Below are 18,733 nucleotides of genomic sequence, written 5' to 3'. Positions count from 1 at the left end.
AATGAAACTACCCGATTTTTCTAAAATAAAACAGTTTAGGGAAAGGCTCGTAATAAAGAAGCCCTGGGATTCCATTATCATTTTTGTACTGAATGTGCTTATAGCCATTCCGCTGTTTATAATATTGCATCAAAACCTTATAGACCCACAGTGGCCGCTGCACATAGATCGTGTACTGATTTTTATTACTATGATTGCTGCAATACAATTAGTGCTGCATTACATGAAAAAGGTATTGTTCTTTTGCATATTTGTATATCTCATGGTACTGCTGTATGGTTCTTTTTTAGGGAATTACGGTTTTATATCTGTATACGAAGATTACCAGGCTATGGTATACACTATGGCATACGACCCTAATCCGCAGGATGTAATTGTATCGCGCCTGCTGCCCTTTCCTAATAAAGACGAAATAATAGAAGCAGTAGACTACAACAACCCAAAAGTTCGTAACTACGCAGTGGGCGCTGCTACCAAATATTTTAAGGGAATAAAAGGCTTCCACAACCAGCGACTGATGATACAGTGTTTTTCGGTTTTTAAAGATATACGTAACCGCTGGATTTACGTAAACGATCCACGAAACGCCGAATACATAGCTACTGCTGACGAATCGTTACAGCACTTTGCCGGCGACTGCGACGACCACGCCATACTCATGGCAGCATGTATTAGGGCAATAGGCGGTACGCCGCGCATTATACACACCGGTGGGCATCTGTACCCTGAAATGCTGGTGGGGAAAAAAGCCGATTTAGAATTAGCCAATTATCTTATAAAACAATACCTGTTTGTAGAAGAAAGCCGCGGACGTGAAGTACATTATCATGAAGATGAATACGGCCAGATTTGGCTAAACCTTGATTATACTGCTACTTATCCCGGTGGGCCTTTTATGAGTGAGGAGATATTGGGACAGCTGACTTTTAATTAGATTATTGGCTTTTTAGACTACTTAGACTTTTGGATTATTGGAAAATTTAGATTTTAGAATGACATTCTATCCAAAAATCTAATAATCCAAAGTTCTATGAAGTCTAACTTTCTAACAGTCCAAAAATCCAAGTAGTCTAATAACCTATTTCACATAACCCGCTAATTTTAGCTTTTGCTTTTTTATTTCGGCAATGACCAGCTTGGATACTTCTAAGGCTCCTTTTCTGCTCAGGTGGGTATCATCATCCTTTCCATCAGGATAGTACGCCACTTCACCGGGTTTAAAATGTAAATGAAGTTCCTTTGATTTTTCAGGTCCATACGATGCTTCCAGTAACTCTGTAAAATACTCCAAGTCAATAAATGGCACATTATATTCCTGTGCCACAAGACGCGCTTCCATTGTATACTCGCCATGAGTACTTATTAAAACACCTTTTTCATTAAAATTGCGGCGTACTATAGACGAAAACAAAACCGGTATGGCACCTTTTTCTCGGGCTTCGTTAACAAAGCGGATTAGGTTATGACGGTATGCCGTATGTGGATTAGTGTACCGTGTGGAATCACCCGATTTCTGATCGTTATGCCCAAACTGAATGAACACGTAATCACCGCGTTTTAAATTTTTGGTTATAGAATCCCAACGCCCTTCGTTTATAAAACTACGCGTGCTGCGTCCGTTTACAGCTTTGTTTATAACCTTTACGTCGGCCGACATTAATTCAGGAAAAACCTGTAACCAGCCATGTTCCGGATTTCTGTCGGAATTAGCTTTGTTGGCCATGGTAGAGTCACCTATGCCGTATATTGTAATTTTTTGTGCAAAACCGGTTTGCAGGGATAAAACAAAAAGAATAACAAGTAATTTGGTTTTCATAAGACTATTTTGGGTTGTGTTATTTTGTGGTCAACGTTTTTATAACATTATAAAAAGGCATTCCCATACATTTTTCAATAGTATAATTTTTAGCTTCTTTTGCGGTTAGCTGATGCGACCACGCCACACGTCGCTTTGGTGTAAATCCACTGCCGGTATTGTTGTATTCAGCATAAAAGCTATTTTTCTCAGCATCCGGTTTAGACCAATTTTGCCAACCTTCGGGCAATATATGTGCCGCCATATTACAGTTAATAAACACCGTTTTAGCGTAAATTCTCCAGGGCCTGCCCAAATACACTTTTGTAGCACCACTTTCGGCAGTAAGGGTGCAATTACTAAATACAAAACCGTATTCCTCACCTTGCGGTGTAGAAGCAGCAGTAATATATGAATCCCTTAAACTGTGAAGGGTGCAATTATCAAAATATGCTGTAGCACTGCCAAAAATAAAATCGGTTGTACCCTGTATAAAACAGTCTTTAAAATAATTTTTAAAACCATTTCCTGTTACATACAATGTATCCTGGTTTCCTAATAATTTGCAGTTTATTACTGCTGCATTATTAGCGTGGAGGCTAAGCGCTACGGCCTGCCCTACCTCGCCGGCCGTGTTTTCAACCGTTATGTTTTTGGCAATGAAATTATCGCCTTCTACCAGCAAGGTAGAGGTATAAAAAGTACTATTGGGGCCAAGATTGATTTTATTAAAATAATCGTCGTAGCTTATAATAGTGCCTTCTATACTTTCGCCTTCAAGGGTAATATTACTGTTCCATTCGTGTACTTTTACCTTTTCGTGATAAACACCATTCTTTATATAAATGGTAATCCTATGATATGGAAAAGCCTTAGAGTTGTTTATAGCCTGTTGTATAGAAGTATAATCGCCCGATCCGTCCAGGGCAACGACTTTTCTTTCATCTGCGGCAAAACAATTCATTGAAAACGAAAGAAAAGCCAATAGCAGAATCATTTTTGTGGCGGCTTTTTTTGGGGTAAAAATAGAAAAAGACATATTACTTTATATTTATCGGGCTTATACCAGCCTTATTTAAAAATCTTGTCTAAAAACTGTACGGAATACAGTGTGATTTCATTAAACCACGGTTCATAAAACCAAAACGAATGTGGCGAACCATCAAGTGTTTTTGTTTCGTTGTAAGTACCATTGCGGTTTAAAATTTCTATCATTTCATCACGCCCGGCATGAAAACGAATATGCTCGCTGTTAATGAACAACACAGGCGGTGTATTCTTATCGGTATGGTTTAGCGCAGAAGCCTCTTCCCAAACCTGGGGTTGCTCCTTATAATTACCGCCAAGCCAAAACGCAGCCACTTCAGATTCCTGCGACTGCGGGTGATGAAATGCCAATACTCCATCCATGTCAATGATAGCCTGCACATCTGTTGATGTTTTAAGCGGGCTTTTTTCTTCAAACTTTTTATTACCGTTTGTTGTACCAATTAAAGCAGCCATTTGTCCACCTGAAGAGCAGCCAAGTACCGCTACTTTCTTTGGATTAGCGTTAAATTCGGTTGCATGTTTTTTAATATACTTTATGGCATCTTTAACATCAAAAACTGCATTAGGATATTTTGCTTCCAGCGACAATCGGTATTCTATACAGAAACAGCTATATCCGGCCTGGGCTATTTGCTGTGCCATTTGGTGCATGTGCTGTTTGTTTCCTGATTTCCAGCCGCCCCCATGTATGAGTATTACAGCCGGATTCTTCTTTGATTCTTTATTAAAAAAGGCATCAAAGTGCAGTGCTCTCCCTTCTATAGTTTTGTAAACAATATCATTTTCCTGAATAACCTTATCACTAACAGTGCTTTGAGCAATCTTTATAAACGGATATTTCTTTACATCTTTTTTATATGCACTGGCCGGTGTATAAGACGTGTCAACCGGAATTTGCCCAAACAATACTGTAACGGAAAATACACATAATACCGTAAAAAGTTTTCTCATGTTTACTACTATATTAAATAAGCAGTAGCAGGAATAACCCGCTACTGCCCATAGAATTTTACTGGCTGATAAACCCCAAAAATAACCCAATAATAAAAATTAGTAATCAGCCAGCAAATATTGAATTAACCCAAAAACTATTGCACTACTATTTTAGTTGTTGCATTTCCTTCTTCTGATTTAACGTTTACAATGTAAAACCCTGAAGTCAGGAAATCTAGAGCCATATCCTGGCTTGTATTGAACTTTTTAACCAGTACACCGGCTACATTATAAATACTTACTTGCGTATCTGATTTTACGTTTGAGATAAAAGCCTGTTTACCGTTAGAGTAAACCATAGCCTGTGATTTTGTAAGATTATCTACACCCGCTATAGCAGTACTTACGTTAGCGCCGGTAACCTGTACTTTATAAAGGTTGTTAGCCGTATCGCCATAAATATAAAGTCTGCCACCCGTTGCCGATGTGTAGTTAGCCGTAAATATTACAAGATCGGCATTTTCGCCTGAATTAGAAGTACCCGATCCTATAAGTGAAGTACCATCGGTTACCATTACGGTACGTACTGCACCGTTGCTACCGGTTTTAAACCACACGCTTACTTGGCAGTCACTGTCTACATCAAAATAAAGATAGCGTTGTGTAGGCATATATGTGGGCGCCGTAACACCGCCACCGCCATTCATCTGGAATCGCTGAACAGCTGTATAGCCATCTGAGAATGAAGCGGTGTTAGCTGTAACAGCCCCAAAATTTGTATTGGTACTGATAGGATACAGTCCTAAATTATCTATAACAGTTTCTGTAGTAATACCTGTGCTTAAAGGCCAGGTAGTTGTATCATTACCGAAATCCCAAACTTTTGTCTGAGCATATGAAGCACTTGAAATAAGTACTGCAATTAATAGCGATGGAAGTAATTTTGTTTTCATAGGTTTGGTTTTAAAAATTAATAATCAAATTTCATGCAATCGATTACACGAATTTAGTAAATTTTATTATATAAACAATTTATTTAGGAGATATTTTAACTATTGTGAAAAATATTTCAATAAAAAAAGAAAATGATTATTTATGCTTGGTAAAGATCTTTTAAAAGAACCTAGGCAAATTGCTACTTTTTAAGTATCCTTAGGTTAGTAATCACTTCCCCTGCTTTCACCTTACATATGTAAGTACCGGCAGCAAGTGAACTAATATCTGCTGTGAAAACAGAACCTGAAACGGATGCTTTTTTAAAGCTTAACACTTTTTGACCATTAGTTGAAAATAGTTCAATATCGGCAGTTTCAGGGTTACGATTGCCAAAGTAAATTTTCAGGCTATCATTAGTTACCACAGGGTAAATGCTATTGTTGGCTTTTATATTTTCTGTACCCGCAGTTGCAGCACAGATGCCTACCGAAATTTCTCCTGATGAGTTTACATTTAGTGTTGCACCTGCTCCACAACCTGTATTTGTAACAGCATCAGCAACATCTTCAGCGGGGATTACGGTAGCGGTGTAAGACGGAGCTGTAACCGTACCTACATTTACAGCACTTCCCTGGTTAAGGCACCCTGTAAAATTAACTGCAACCGTACCGCCATCGGTACTGTTATAGTTAGCGTATACATTAGAAATGCTGGCAAAGTTCGTGTTTTCCACATAGCAGGTAGTATTGTTAATTCCACCGCCAAGCCCTAAAGCTCTTGAACCTGAAACTGAGGTGTTGTAATAACAGTTTAGTATATGCAGCTCAGCATTTCTGGCTCTTGGCATACGCTCTTTACAACCGTCTGCCCAGTAACACCCTTGAAAGGTAATACTGTAGTGTCCGTCGGCTGGAGCATTTGATGCACTTGAACCTACAAGATCACTAAACCTGTGGTCATTACTTCCTCCTGAACCGCAACAAACTGCCGGTTTCAGGTAGGTAAACTTACACCACGAAACTGTAACATTGTCTGTTAATCCTTTTAAGTCGAAGTTTCCGTCCTGACCGTCCTGAAACTCACAATGGTCTACCCATAAATTAGTACAGCCATCGGCAGTAAGATTATCATTGCCGTCTATATCATACGCGCCGGGGCCTACAAAAATAAGGTTACGGATAATAACGTTGTTAGAACCGGGCTTTAGGTAAAGTATACCCGACCCCGGATTAGACTGGGTTTCGTTAATTAGCTTTGCACCCGGTAATCCAATAAGTGTTTTATTGGTTACTACAGCACTTATTGGTTGTCCTGAAGGGACAGTTATTTCACCGGAAACTAAAATTACTTTCGCAGTCGATGATGTTAACTTTGCCTTCAGGTCAGCAAAAGTAGTTACTGTTTCGGCGGCAACACTCCCTCCACCTGTTGTATTAGCTCCGAACCCTTCGGGAACGGCTGAAAAATTTGTCTGGGCAGAAGCTCCCCAGATACTCAGTCCGAAAATAAATAAAAAAATACTCTTTTTCATTGCAAAAGAAAATAAGGGTACTGCCCGAAAGCAGTACCCAGTTAATTATTAAAATGTGATAAGCTTAACCGATTTTTGCCCTTCTCCCGATGTAGCTACAACAATCCACATGCCAGGATTTAAAGTGAAAGTAGTGTCTTCGGCAGTTTTAAATGTTTTAATCAATGCTCCTGTTATACTGTAAACCTGCACATTAGTATTAGATTTTACATTGTTAATGGCAACATTGCTTTTATAAGCATAGATATGCAAACCTGATACCGGAGTAACATTACCGGTAGAAAGGTCATTTTCTATAAGTGCCGGAAACGGATCCCAGTCGTCATTACCCTTTGTAAAGTTAAAGGTAGAAATTTCAGTACCGTCATTCAGTACCGGTGTTGTAAGGCTGGTAGCCCACGAAGCACGGCTTGGTGTGTTATTTACACCCGAAACTTCTATGGTACCAAATTCATACATTCCGGCTGAAGTACCGCCTAACGTACTGTTCCATCCTGCCGGTACTATTAACGAGCTTCCTTCAGAACCTGGATAATCTGATGTTTCTATAGTAGTGTTATAAAACACAACTTCGCTGGTAGTAGCCTGCCACGGACGACCGAAATAGCCCGGCTTGGCACGATACACTGAAGCTGTTTCTACCTGAGGTATTGCAGTAGTAACCGTACACTCGTACATAAGGTATCCCCTGCCCGATGATTGCTGTGCAGCAGTAATATATGCCTGATCGTTAGAAAGATCGCAAACATTCATGGTAAGGTTCGACTTGTAGAAAACAACATCCATACCTCCAAAGATGTAATCCACTGCTCCCATCATGTCGCCTTTGTACACTGCTACCCTTGCACCAACTCCACCGTAAAACGAATCCTGTCTTCCTACAACACGGCATTTGTATAAAACAACCTTATCTGTATTGTTAGTTATGGCTATCGCAGCTGCGCGTTCTACCATAGTCCTTAGCTGTACACTGGTGTCGCCGTAAGTAGTTGGCCTTGCTCCCGGGCTGCCCTGAGACCATTCCTGTACCGTATCTTGCGATTCTTTAAGCGAAATATACTGGTTGAACGAATTCTCGAAAATAATGTTCTCGGCAATGAAACCTGCCGCACTGATAACCACGGTAGCATTCCAATACGAACCGTTAGTAGTACCTGCACCGGTATTTTGATAAGAGGTATAGCCGTTTTCTGTATTAACATTTAATACGTCCTCATTCCATTTCTGGTTATTTGCCATACTGAAATAGTTGTAACCGTGCCCGTAGTACGATGTTATCCTTACTGCACCTTCAGTTATATCTACTCCCTTGTTTATAAGGTTTGTGTTTGGCGACGAAGACGCATTTTTAAGTGTAATATTCGGCTGGTTGATTACAAGCATCTCCTCATAGTTCCCAGGGTCTATTACCACAGTAACCCTGTCTGTAGCACCACGCTCCATAGAAGCAATGGCTTTAAGAGCCTGGTTAATGGTTGGGTAATCTTTATCTGTACCCACTGTAATCTCAGCTACATAAGCAGTAACCGGGCTGGTTTTTATTTCAGTAAAATAACTTGTAGCAGTAGCCTCACCACCCACGGTAATTGTTACAAAACCGGCAGCATCACCCATATAAGTATATTCTGCATTTTCTATTACTGATGTAGTGTTTGAAGCTGTAATGATACTTTCGCCACCTTCAATAGAGAAGTTTGCAGAATAGTAGTACGATACGGAAACTTTTTCTCCAGGATTTACAGGTACCTGAATGGTAGCCCCCGATTTTGCCGCAAGGTGACCCGAACTTGTAACCGTGATTACCTGACCTGTGAACAGCATTCCCTTATAAGATGCCGAAGTGGTTGTAGAAATAGCCTGATCGTTAAACGACCATACGGTTACCGGAACAAACTCCAGAGTTTTAGAAACCGCAGCACCATTAACAGCCAGATTAGAAGCAAGTCCAAGTTCTATAGGGTAATCGTTTAGTCCTGAAGCGGTAACAGCGTATACACCATCTCTTAATTCAATAGCATCCTGTGGGCCGAATGTATAGCTATAACCAGCTTCATTCAGGTTAGTAAAGGTTAACTGTAAACTTTCCTGTTGCATAGTTGTTAGCCCTGAAGTGCTTATGGTTACAGGATAAACAGATTTTGGCGTAAAAGCAATATCAAAGGTACTTCCTGTTGCAGTAAGTGTTATGGTATTTTGTAAAATCTCATAATCATTTACGCCGGTAGCACTTATAGTGTACTCAATATCCGGCTCTAATTGCACTGAGTAAGTTTCTGCTGTTGTATCTACAATTGGCATAGGTACATACGCTGTAGAAACCGAAGGATCTGGCGCAAATGCTAACTGCATAGCCGAAATATCGGTGCCAAGACCTGTAACAGCACCGCTAAGTGAGTAAAGGTTTACGCTAAGCAGCGCTATATCATGTGTATAATCAGGGGTGGTTATTCCAGTAGTATCCAGTGTATCGCCGCTGCTTATTATAAATCCGCTTGCATCTGCAAGGCTTAGTTCGTAAGTGTAACCTACAGGTATCGTTACGCTGTAAGTACCATCAGTATTCATTACGGCAGGCCATGATTTACCCGCTGCGTTTGTAAATACAACCGAGTATCCATCAGGTAATCCCCAAGCCATAGACACATCTATAGCTCCGGTAACATTTACATAAGTAGCCGGTGTACGATATACCCTGTAAAAGCTTGCCTTCGCAGTTTGGTCAAAAATGCGGTAGGTTCCGGCATATTTCGCTACAAAGTGCACTTCGGTTACGGTAGCACTTGTAGATGTGGTTGGCACGTTATCGGTTTGCATCGTTGGATCCGATTCGTATACAAAGCTAAGTGAACCTGCAGTATCGCCACGGGCTATAATAGTCACCTCGTCGTCTTCATTTAGTACAAGGCTAAGGTACCTCGTGGCAGGCAAACCGTTTGTTGTAGACGGAATTGCATTACAATAAATCCTACCGGTATAATCTGTTACGCTTGCTATATTAGCATCATAACGTGTAAGATTTGTATTCGTAGTGCGAAGCCTGTCGTTAGTTCCACCCACCCACGAAAGCGCACCGGCTGTAAATGCCGATGGTAATACCAGGCCCGAAGTACCCGGGGTAACTGACACATCGTACCACGAATTAATAACAGATTCACTTAGAACATTGTTATACGTAGCAGCGTCAAGCTGTGCTGCGCCAAAGTCCCAAACATCAGTAGTCTGGGCTTTTAACAACACCGGTATACAGGAGACCAGTGCTAAAAAGAGCATTTGTATTTTTGTTTTCATAATAAAATAAGGTTTGTTTTAAAAATTTATTTACTTGCGCAATCGATTGCGTTTTTATGTCAAAAAAATAGCTATTTCAAGCTATTTTTCCATTTAGCGTATTTCTTTAAAACTTCTTTCGGCTCATTAGTATACCATCCGTATCCATTTCTTCTCTCATAGCCTATCTCAGCCAGTGTATTTTTTTTTATTCCATCTCTGTCGCAAAAAAATGGTTTATTGTCCTCCAGGTTCATAAACCTGGCCCAAAGTGGCTCGGCTGTAGCATCTTCAACCACAACTTTGTCCTTCTTTCCATCGCTGTTTGTAATATTTTCTATCTTAATACCCTCTATTTTAGTTTGTTCAAACCATTTCACAGCAGCGTCTACAGCAGCCACTATTTTCTTATCCGGATTTGGTATAGACATTAATAGCAGGGTTATTTTAGCGGATTCCTTGCCACTTAGTGAAGCCAGTTCAAAAGCACGGGCATTGGCTGGCTGAAGCGTTACTTCGTCGTGCTGCGCACACCATGCGGTAAGCTTACCGTTTTGTATATACTGTGTTTTAAGAATACAATCTATGCCTTTATTAAAAGCTACCGTTACCTTTTCAAGTGTTTTATCAGACGGTTTTATAGGGAAATTAGCCGAGCCGTCTTTTATATCTTTAAGTACATTCAGCACATTCACCATAGCGTCGTCGTTATAGGTAATGTGGGTGTAGTATCCCTTTTTTAAGGGATAAAACTGCGGCCAGCCACCATTTGGATATTGAGATTCGAGCAAATAATCAAGCCCTTTAAGAAAGGCCGCCTTATACTTTTCGTCAGGATGCTGCTTATAAACCTTAGACAGAAATATCATTTCCTGGGTTGTAGCACCATTGTCTATAGTGCATTCCTTAGATTCTGATTTAAGATCAATTAGCTTTTTCTTTTCACTCTCTGAAAGACTGTTTTGCATAGGTGTATTCTTTGGCCACCCCCCAATGTTCCTTTGATATAACAGTACATTATCAGCTATAGTTACAGCTTCCTGAGATGCAAACCAGGCATCATCGTTACTGTGTGTTATTTTCTGCCAGGATTTTTCATTAATCTGTGCTTTACACGAAACAACAGCTAATAACAGGCCTAATATTAGTTTTAAAAATTTCATTTTCCTGTGTAATTAATTTATTCTTATCCAGTCGATTTTAATGTTACCGGCATCGTTTATAAAACCGTTTCTTAGTGCCGTGAAGCCAACTTTGGCTCCTATCCATTTACCTTCCCTAACTTTAAAAGAAGTTCCGGCATCTGTATAATTTACTCCATCTTCGCTGTAAGAAAAAGTACAACTGCTGTTATCTACTTTAACCCTGAGGTAAACTTCTTTACCATACAGCATTGCCATGCTTATAGAGCGTTCCGGTTGTTTTTTATCGGCATTAGTGCATACCATAGGCATTACACAAAGCCTACCCGATACGGTTTTAAGCTTAAGGTAACCGTAATCAAGCCCCATTACTACAAGCCCGGCTTCCTCATCATCCGAATGAAAATTACACTCTACTTTGGCAGTTGCGGTAAAAACCTCATTAGGAAACTTTTGTAACAATAAGTTGGGGATATCGTAGAGGTTTACGGCGCCTTCGGGTTTTGGTATACAATTCAGCATATAATACCCATAGCTTCCCGGTAAGCCCCAGGTAACTTGTGGATTTGCATGCCATTGCCATTGCAAGCCCAGCTTAGGAATATTAAACTCGTCACCTTCCGGCGGAAATACTACCTGAAAATTTTTACCTACATTAGGCTTGCGGTACTTTGTTACCGGTTCGCCTATGCCGTCGCCGTCTTTGTCTTCTCCTATAATCGGCCAGTCGTTTTGCCACTTCATAGGTTGTAAATGCACTACCCTGCCCGGAGTCCCTTTGTCCTGGAAATGCAGAAACCAGTCCTCCCCTTTTGCCGTTTGAACCCATGCGCCCTGATGCGGTCCGTTTACAGCAGTAGCTCCCTGATGCATTACTTTCCTTTTTTCGTAAGGGCCGTAAATACTTTTTGATCGGAATACTGTTTGCCAACCAGTGGCTACTCCTCCCGCAGGAGCAAATATGTAGTAAAAACCTTCCTTTTTATAAATCTTCGGTCCCTCTACGGTAGATTCTTCATCATGGCCGTCAAAGACCAAAACATCATCATTTTGTGTATACAAACCGTTTACAGAGAGACTACAAATAGTCAACATACTCTTTACACCTGCCCTACTTCCTGCAAACGCGTAAACAAGGTATGCCTTGCCGTTATCGTCCCACAATGGTGAAGGGTCAATTAATCCTTTACCCTCTTTTACCAAAACAGGTACTGACCAAGGCCCCTCAATTTTTTTCGACTTTACAACATAAATACCATAATCAGGATCGGGGTAATAAATATAAAATTCGTTATTGTGGTAGCGTAAACATGGTGCCCAAACACCGTTACCGTGTTGAGGTTTACTATACACATCATAAGGAGGCTGCTTAACAAGTGCGTGACCAATAAGCGACCAGTTGACCAAATCATACGACTTGAGTATGGGTAAGCCGGGAATACAGTTAAACGACGATGCCGTCATGTAAAAAACATCTCCTACCCTTATAGCATCGGGGTCAGAATAATCTGCATTAAGCACCGGGTTTGTATAGGTACCATCGCCATTATCTGATTGCCAAACCGGTTTTTGTTGCTGCTGTGCCTGTAGTGCAGTTACTGCAAAAATTAATATGAAAACCAACCGCTTGCACATACACTATTTATTTAGTTCTAACGCCGCCAGGATAAATGGACCGGTAGCTTTAGGGTCGTTGTCTTTTTTACGTTCATTTACATAATATTCGTAAGAACCGTCCCGATATGGTTTACCGCCTAAACCAGCTACCGCACAGGCTTCGGTTATGGTAACCTCGCCATCGGCATCTACTTTAATGAGCTTGCTGGTTAAGCCATTAAATGCTTTTATTGCTACTTTTTTATACTTTTTAGGCAGGTAGCCTCTGTTTACTCCCTTTGCTAAAGCATAGGCAAACATTGCAGAACCAGACGATTCCAGGTAATTACCTGGACTGCTCCCTTTATCTGTTACCTGGTACCAAAGTCCTGTTTTATCCTGAAATTTTGTTACCGCTTTGGCTACGTTATTCAGGTACTTTATCAGTTCTTTCTTTTTAGGGTGATTTTCCGGGAAATAATCCAGCGCATCTACCAGCCCTACCAAATACCAGCCTATAGACCTGGACCAAAAGTTAGGCGAACAGCCTGTAACTTTGTTTGCCCAGCCCATTTCCCTGCTTTCGTCCCAACCGTGGTACAGCAGGCCTGTTTTTTTATCAGTGGCGTGTAGCGTTATCAGTTCAAACTGTTTTGCAACATCATCCAGATTTTTACCACCTTCAAACTCTGATGTGTATTGAGCATAAAAAGGTTCCCCCATATACAGGCCGTCAAGCCACATTTGGTAAGGGTATACTTTTTTATGCCAAAATCCACCCTCGGTTGTCCTCGGCTGGCCGTTTATCTGGCCACGAAGCGATTTTAAAACTGTAAGATAGCGTGGGTCGTGCGTGGTGTTGTAAAGGTTAAACAGTATACGGCCTGCAGCAAGCATGTCTATATTATAGCTTTCCGGTTTATAAGAACTAACACCTCCGTTAGCGTCAATAGTGGCATCGGCATAACCCTTTATATAATTATAATACTTAGTGTTATTAGTGCTTTTATATAGCTTTTCAAACGACGTAAGTACCAGCCCGTGTACATAATCCCATTTTGGCTCAGTTTTTTCATCAATCTGGTAAGCTTCAGGATGACGCTTCATGATGGATAAAGCCATCCTTTCAGACCATTTTACATCAGATGGAATAATTGCGTTATCATTCTGATTTTGTGCAGACAACGACAAAAAACAAACCAAAAGGAGAGCTGAAAGTAACTGCTTATTGATAATGAATGGTTTCATTTATAGTATTACTTTATATCTTAATTATTCATTGAAAACAAAGGAGTTACATAGGGGCATTAAAAGGATATGCCCCTATTAAAAACTAACTACCTATGAAAATGAATGACACTACTCATAAATCGTAAAACGGGTAACTACTAATATCCGTAGTCGTTTACCAGAAGGCCGTTACTGCTGTCCAGAAATACCTGCCATATAGGCCAGAACTGCCTTGCATCCGGGTTAACACCTGCTTTGTATATACTGTTTATCTTAGAATCAGTAAGTGTAGACCATGCAAAAGAAGTATACCCTGCCCCCGGATCATCCAACTCACCGTGGTTAAGACCATAAATTATTAAGCTTTCATTATCTGAAGCAAATTTATAGTATAGCGTAGACGGTACATCGGCATATTCATCAGTACGCAATTGTAAACGGAACATTTTAGCTTTGGCTTCATCAAGCTTAGCCCCAAGAAGGTTCCAGCGGATAAGTGCTTGCTTACGCTCCATTTCACCTGTAAATTCATATTTATGTTCTTCAACAATGGCATCAAACATTGCCTGTTTTGAAGTAAGCGCATTTACATAATTGTCTACTTTTTCTGCCTGAACCGCTGCCGGGAATGCCCTCATCCTTATCTGTTTAAGATATGGCGCCGCCGCTGCCGGCCCCTCAAGTTCATTAGCAGTTTCTGCAGCCATTAAAAGTATTTCGGCATAACGCATGTATATTTTATTCACACCGTCATCGTTAGTAGAGGTTACCCTGCGGGTCATCCACTCATACCTGTATTTTCCAAAATACCATTTATTAAGAGCGCCAAGCTGTTGTTTAGATACCCCGTCTACAGCGGCACCCCATAGATAAGGCACACAGGTAACATCTCTGCGGGTATCGGCTACGTCATAATCATAAAAGATATGTGGTAGCGGTCCGCCGGCACCACCCCTGTTTGCTCCGTTTGCCTGGTACTGGTCTACAGAAGTATGTCTTACAGCAAAGGTAAACAGCATCCTGCCACGTCCATCGCTAAAAGGAATTTCCCAAAGTGATTCGCCACCGGCAACGATATTTTCCTGGTTGTATTTTTTCCAGAATGTTTCAAATGATGATTCAAGATGAGCCGAACCGCTATCTATTACATCTTTACATTCGTTATACGCCAGTGTATACATATTTTGCACAGACAGTTCGGTATCAGTACTTCTTCGTACACCGTCAGGATATTGCTGGTAGCCGCATGCAGCCAGTGCAAGGCGCGCCCTAAGTCCTTTTACAAAAGCCTTGTTTACCTGCTCTGTAGTTGTTGTATTTGTAGATGCATTTGGCCAGGGTACAAGTTGTTCGGCTTCGCCAAGGTCGGCAATTATCTGTTTGTAAATTACATCCCTGCTCGATTTTGTTATATACAGGGTTTCTGTGGTAATAGGCTCAAAACGTGCAGGAACATCGCCCCAGGTTTTAAGTAAGTCAGCATAATATACTGCTCTTAAAGTAAGTGCTTCGCCTAATAAATATCCCATATCGTTATCTGCTGCGGGATTACCATACGCACGAATACCTTTAATACAAATATTGGCGCGTTCTATACCCGAATACATCATGGCCCATACATTGTTTAATGTATTCATCTGGCTGTTGTTCGGCTTGGCATCGTAAATACAAAGATCAGCATTATCAGAACTGGTAGACTCTGATGAGTTGTACCATTCTGTATCAGTATTAAATCCGTACCATGGCAGAAACCTGCCCCTGTAAGAGTTTGTTTCGCCAAAAGGAATCTTAATACCATCTACAGCACTGCGAGTAAGACCCGGTGTAGAAAAAATAAGCGATTCATCCATCGTAGATGCCGGTGCCGTCTCTAATGAATCAGTAAAACTATCACAACCTATAAGAAAGGCCGCAACTGCTATTCCGGTTATTTTTAATATATTTTTCATTGTTACAATACAAGGTTAGAATTTAGAAACTTAGGTTTAAACCAAAAACAAATTGCCTGCTGCGCGGATATGCCGAATAATCTACACCCGGCGTAAGAGGGGTTGCCCTTCTTGTAGACACCTCAGGGTCTGGCCCTGAGTAGTTTGTAAGTACAAACACATTGTTACATGTTGTATAGAACCTTAACCTTGAAATTCCAAGCCTTTGGTTAACTCCGGCCGGAAGGCTATAGCCCAATGAAAGGGTGTTTAACCTTAAGAAAGAGCCGTCTTCTACAGCCCAGTCGCTAAATACAAAACGTTGCATGTATGGAGACCACATGGTGGTATTTTCGTTTAGTGCAGACAGTGCCGAAGGATCTGTAACCAACTGGCCTGAAGCATCAACATTTGTCCAGCGGCTTCCTGATGCCATTGTAGAGCTCAGGTTCCTGTATTGGGTATTTGGTGTAGCAGTAGTAAATTCTACTTTGTTAGCGTTATAGATATCGTTACCTACACTCCAGTTAAAGGCTGCCATAAGGTCGAACCCATATGCATTGGCATTCAGTACAAAACCACCCGTAAACTTAGGATTAGCATTACCTATAATGGTTTGGTCATCGGCATTAACAACGCCATCTCCATTAATATCCTTAAGCTTCATCATACCCGGTTTTACAGGGCCTACTACACTTGTAGCATCAGCTACTCCTGAGTTTAGTGTATATGTGCCTCCATCGTATGTAAAATCAGAAACTTCATACCTTCCGTCGCTTTTGTAGCCATACATAATACCTACAGGCTGCCCTACCCTTACAGCATAGTCGTTGCCTATGGCAGTAGAGGCCCAGTTAGATGACTGTCCGAAATCATCCATTATGCCAAGTGAGTTTATCTTGCTCTTGTTTGCAGTAATGTTAAACGAGAAATTTAGTGCGTAATCCTTTTCATCAATTGCAAAGTAGTTTAACGATCCCTCGATACCGGTATTTTGGGTTTCCCCCATATTACGGTACTGGGTATCGTAGCCCGAACCCGCAACCGGGAAGTTTATAAGCAGGTCCTTGGTTACATTCTTATAAACGTCTACTGAACCGTTTAGTTTTCCTTTAAACAATTCGAAATCCAAACCTAAATCCTGTGTAATGGTAGTTTCCCATTTCAGGTCAGGATTAGCCATGGTTTTAGACGGAGACAAGTAGCTTGAAACATCATTTATCCATGTAGAATTAGACACAAGGAATGTTTGTATTGTTTGCCCCACAGGAATATTATTGTTACCGGCCTGCCCGTAGCTCAACCTTAGTTTAAGCAGGTTTACCCAGGTAAGGTTTTTCATGAACTCCTCACTTGATATTTTCCACGCAGCTGCTGCCGAAGGGAAATATCCCCAGCGGTTGTCGCCCAGGAACTTGCTCGAACCGTCTGCCCTGTAGGTAGCTGTTAATAGATAGCGGCTATCAAAGTCGTAATTTAAACGTCCGAAAAATGAAAGCAGCTTATCTTCAGGGTACGAGTAATTATCTATGTTTTGAGCCGTACCCATAGCCGATAGGTTTACCGCATTACTGAAGGTAAAGAAATCAGGGAAGTTGTGAATGGTAGATGTTTTTATTGTACTCTGATAATTGATCATTTCTTCACCAACCAGTAGGTTCAGGTTATGCTTATCGCCTACAATATCTTTAAAATCATAGTTAAGGGTGTTAGCATTCCTAAACCTTGAATCCTGCCTGTCCGACATTATCAGTGCAGGTTTTCCCTGATAGTCTGCTGCAGGTATATTGTTTACGTAATACGTAGAACGTCCGTAAAAACGGTTATCGGTAATAAAATAGTTGTCAAGGCCAAAATCAGATTTAAACTGTAGGTTTTTAACAGGAGTCCACCCAAGACCCGCAAGCATGTTTATGTTTTTTCGTTCCTGTTGGCGGTCATTATCTGCAATAGATACATACGGGTTAACCAAGTAACCTGCTACGGCTTCATCTGTATTATCAGTTGTAAGGCCGGGAACATCCATAGGGGCATAACCCACCATGTTTTTAAGGCGCGAATCGGCCGAGGAAATTTCCTTCTGCTCGTTCGTACCCGAACCGTTTACTTTAGTGTCAGAATAACGTAGTGTAAAGTTTAGGTTCACTTTATCACTGGGCTTATTCTTTAGGTTCATAGAAATGTTGTCTCTCTTATAATCAGAGCCTAACATTATAGCTTTTTCATCATAACGGGTATAATTGAAGCTATAGTTTAACTTATCCGAACCACCTCTAAGCCCTATATCATGGCTTTGTACGGTACCGGTGCGCCCAAAAATCTCTTTTTGCCAGTCTACTTTTTTTGTAGTTGCATAAGCATTAGGAGACCAGGTTCCGAATTTATCTTCATAAGAGGCCACGTCATTAGTAAGTAAGGCATATTCATACTGCCAGTCTGCATAGTCCTGAGGCCCCGTAACCCCAATGGTTTTCACCATTTTTTTCATTCCGAAAAACGAGTTTACAGTAACAGCCAACTTATTATCCTTAGTACCACTCTTCGTAGTAATAATTATAACCCCGTTAGCTCCCCTCGAACCATAAATAGCTGTAGATGAAGCATCTTTAAGAACAGTTATCTGGTCAATGTCATTTGGAGATATATCGCTGATACTGCTTACCGGAAATCCATCTACAATAACAAGCGGCGAACTGTCTTGTGTTATAGAGCCACCTCCACGTATCCTTATTTTTATGTCGGCATCCGGCGACCCTTCAGATGAAGTAACCTGTACACCTGCAACACGTCCTGTAAGGGTTTCGGCTACACTTGGCATAGAAACTTTTTTAAGCGCATCACCAGATATGGTAGATACTGCACCAGTAAGGTCTGATTTCTTTGCAGAACCATAGCCAATTACCACAACCTCGTCCAGCTGGGCAACTTTATCGCTTAGTACAACATCTATTTTTGTTTGGTTCCCTACGGCTTTAGTAGTAGTTTCAAAGCCTATGTAAGAAAAAACCAGTTCGCTTGAAGCGCCTGCAACTTTAATAGTATAGTTACCATCAAAGTCAGTAGAAACCGCATTAGTAGTCCCTTTTTCAAGTACGGTAACCCCAGGAAGTGTAGCCCCCGTAGGATCCTTAACAACGCCACTCACGGCGGTTGTTCCCTGAGCACTAGCGTTTAAACTTAAAAAAAGTGTCATTAAAACAGTAACGATAAGGCAAAAATTGCCCCCTTTGTAATACAAGTATTTAATACACATAAATGAGAGTTTGGTTATTAAAAAAAGTTAGTTTTTGTGGTTATAGCTACTCAGTTTTAATTTTGGTTATAG

The 18,733-nt window shown here is 40.8% G+C and carries 12 protein-coding genes; 1 reads left to right on the top strand and 11 read right to left on the bottom strand.

What is annotated here, in order from left to right; all coding sequences use genetic code 11:
- Position 1: 1 nt before the first annotated feature.
- On the top strand, positions 2–934 hold the full coding sequence (locus ACLI1A_RS16015; RefSeq protein WP_411409689.1) for a transglutaminase: 933 nt from the start codon (positions 2–4) through the stop codon (positions 932–934).
- 144 nt (positions 935–1,078) lie between these two features.
- On the opposite strand, the gene ACLI1A_RS16010 is transcribed toward ACLI1A_RS16015, so the two are convergent.
- From ACLI1A_RS16010 to ACLI1A_RS15960, 11 genes are all read right to left on the bottom strand, one after another.
- On the bottom strand, positions 1,079–1,816 hold the full coding sequence (locus tag ACLI1A_RS16010) for a rhamnogalacturonan acetylesterase (RefSeq protein ID WP_411409688.1): 738 nt from the start codon (positions 1,814–1,816) through the stop codon (positions 1,079–1,081).
- Between the two features lie 19 nt (positions 1,817–1,835).
- Positions 1,836–2,834 carry a pectinesterase family protein gene (locus ACLI1A_RS16005; RefSeq protein WP_411409687.1) on the bottom strand — a complete coding sequence of 333 codons (999 nt, stop codon included), beginning with the start codon at positions 2,832–2,834 and terminating at the stop codon, positions 1,836–1,838.
- 32 nt (positions 2,835–2,866) lie between these two features.
- Positions 2,867–3,796, bottom strand: coding sequence for an alpha/beta hydrolase fold domain-containing protein (locus ACLI1A_RS16000; protein WP_411409686.1), 930 nt, complete (start codon positions 3,794–3,796; stop codon positions 2,867–2,869).
- A gap of 137 nt (positions 3,797–3,933) precedes the next feature.
- Positions 3,934–4,731 carry a T9SS type A sorting domain-containing protein gene (locus tag ACLI1A_RS15995; RefSeq protein ID WP_411409685.1) on the bottom strand — a complete coding sequence of 266 codons (798 nt, stop codon included), beginning with the start codon at positions 4,729–4,731 and terminating at the stop codon, positions 3,934–3,936.
- Between the two features lie 182 nt (positions 4,732–4,913).
- Entirely contained in the window at positions 4,914–6,245 is a 1,332-nt protein-coding gene (locus ACLI1A_RS15990; protein WP_411409684.1) for a T9SS type A sorting domain-containing protein, read from the bottom strand.
- Positions 6,246–6,293: 48 nt separating this feature from the next.
- Entirely contained in the window at positions 6,294–9,533 is a 3,240-nt protein-coding gene (locus tag ACLI1A_RS15985) for a pectinesterase family protein (protein WP_411409683.1), read from the bottom strand.
- Positions 9,534–9,604: 71 nt separating this feature from the next.
- Complete coding sequence (pelA, locus tag ACLI1A_RS15980) at positions 9,605–10,675, bottom strand: pectate lyase (RefSeq protein WP_411409682.1); 1,071 nt, start codon at positions 10,673–10,675, stop codon at positions 9,605–9,607.
- 12 nt (positions 10,676–10,687) lie between these two features.
- Positions 10,688–12,289 carry a glycoside hydrolase 43 family protein gene (locus ACLI1A_RS15975; RefSeq protein WP_411409681.1) on the bottom strand — a complete coding sequence of 534 codons (1,602 nt, stop codon included), beginning with the start codon at positions 12,287–12,289 and terminating at the stop codon, positions 10,688–10,690.
- 3 nt (positions 12,290–12,292) lie between these two features.
- On the bottom strand, positions 12,293–13,498 hold the full coding sequence (locus ACLI1A_RS15970) for a glycoside hydrolase family 105 protein (RefSeq protein ID WP_411409680.1): 1,206 nt from the start codon (positions 13,496–13,498) through the stop codon (positions 12,293–12,295).
- Positions 13,499–13,638: 140 nt separating this feature from the next.
- The gene (locus ACLI1A_RS15965) at positions 13,639–15,429 is read right to left on the bottom strand and encodes a RagB/SusD family nutrient uptake outer membrane protein (protein ID WP_411409679.1); all 1,791 of its coding nucleotides are present in this window, start codon (positions 15,427–15,429) and stop codon (positions 13,639–13,641) included.
- A gap of 22 nt (positions 15,430–15,451) precedes the next feature.
- Complete coding sequence (locus ACLI1A_RS15960) at positions 15,452–18,601, bottom strand: SusC/RagA family TonB-linked outer membrane protein (RefSeq protein ID WP_411409678.1); 3,150 nt, start codon at positions 18,599–18,601, stop codon at positions 15,452–15,454.
- Positions 18,602–18,733 lie beyond the last annotated feature (132 nt).

This window comes from Flavobacterium sp. RHBU_3 (assembly GCF_046613565.1).
Classification (GTDB): domain Bacteria; phylum Bacteroidota; class Bacteroidia; order Flavobacteriales; family Flavobacteriaceae; genus Flavobacterium.
Note: the sequence above shows the minus strand (reverse complement) of the source record. Positions and strands in the feature narration are given on the sequence as shown.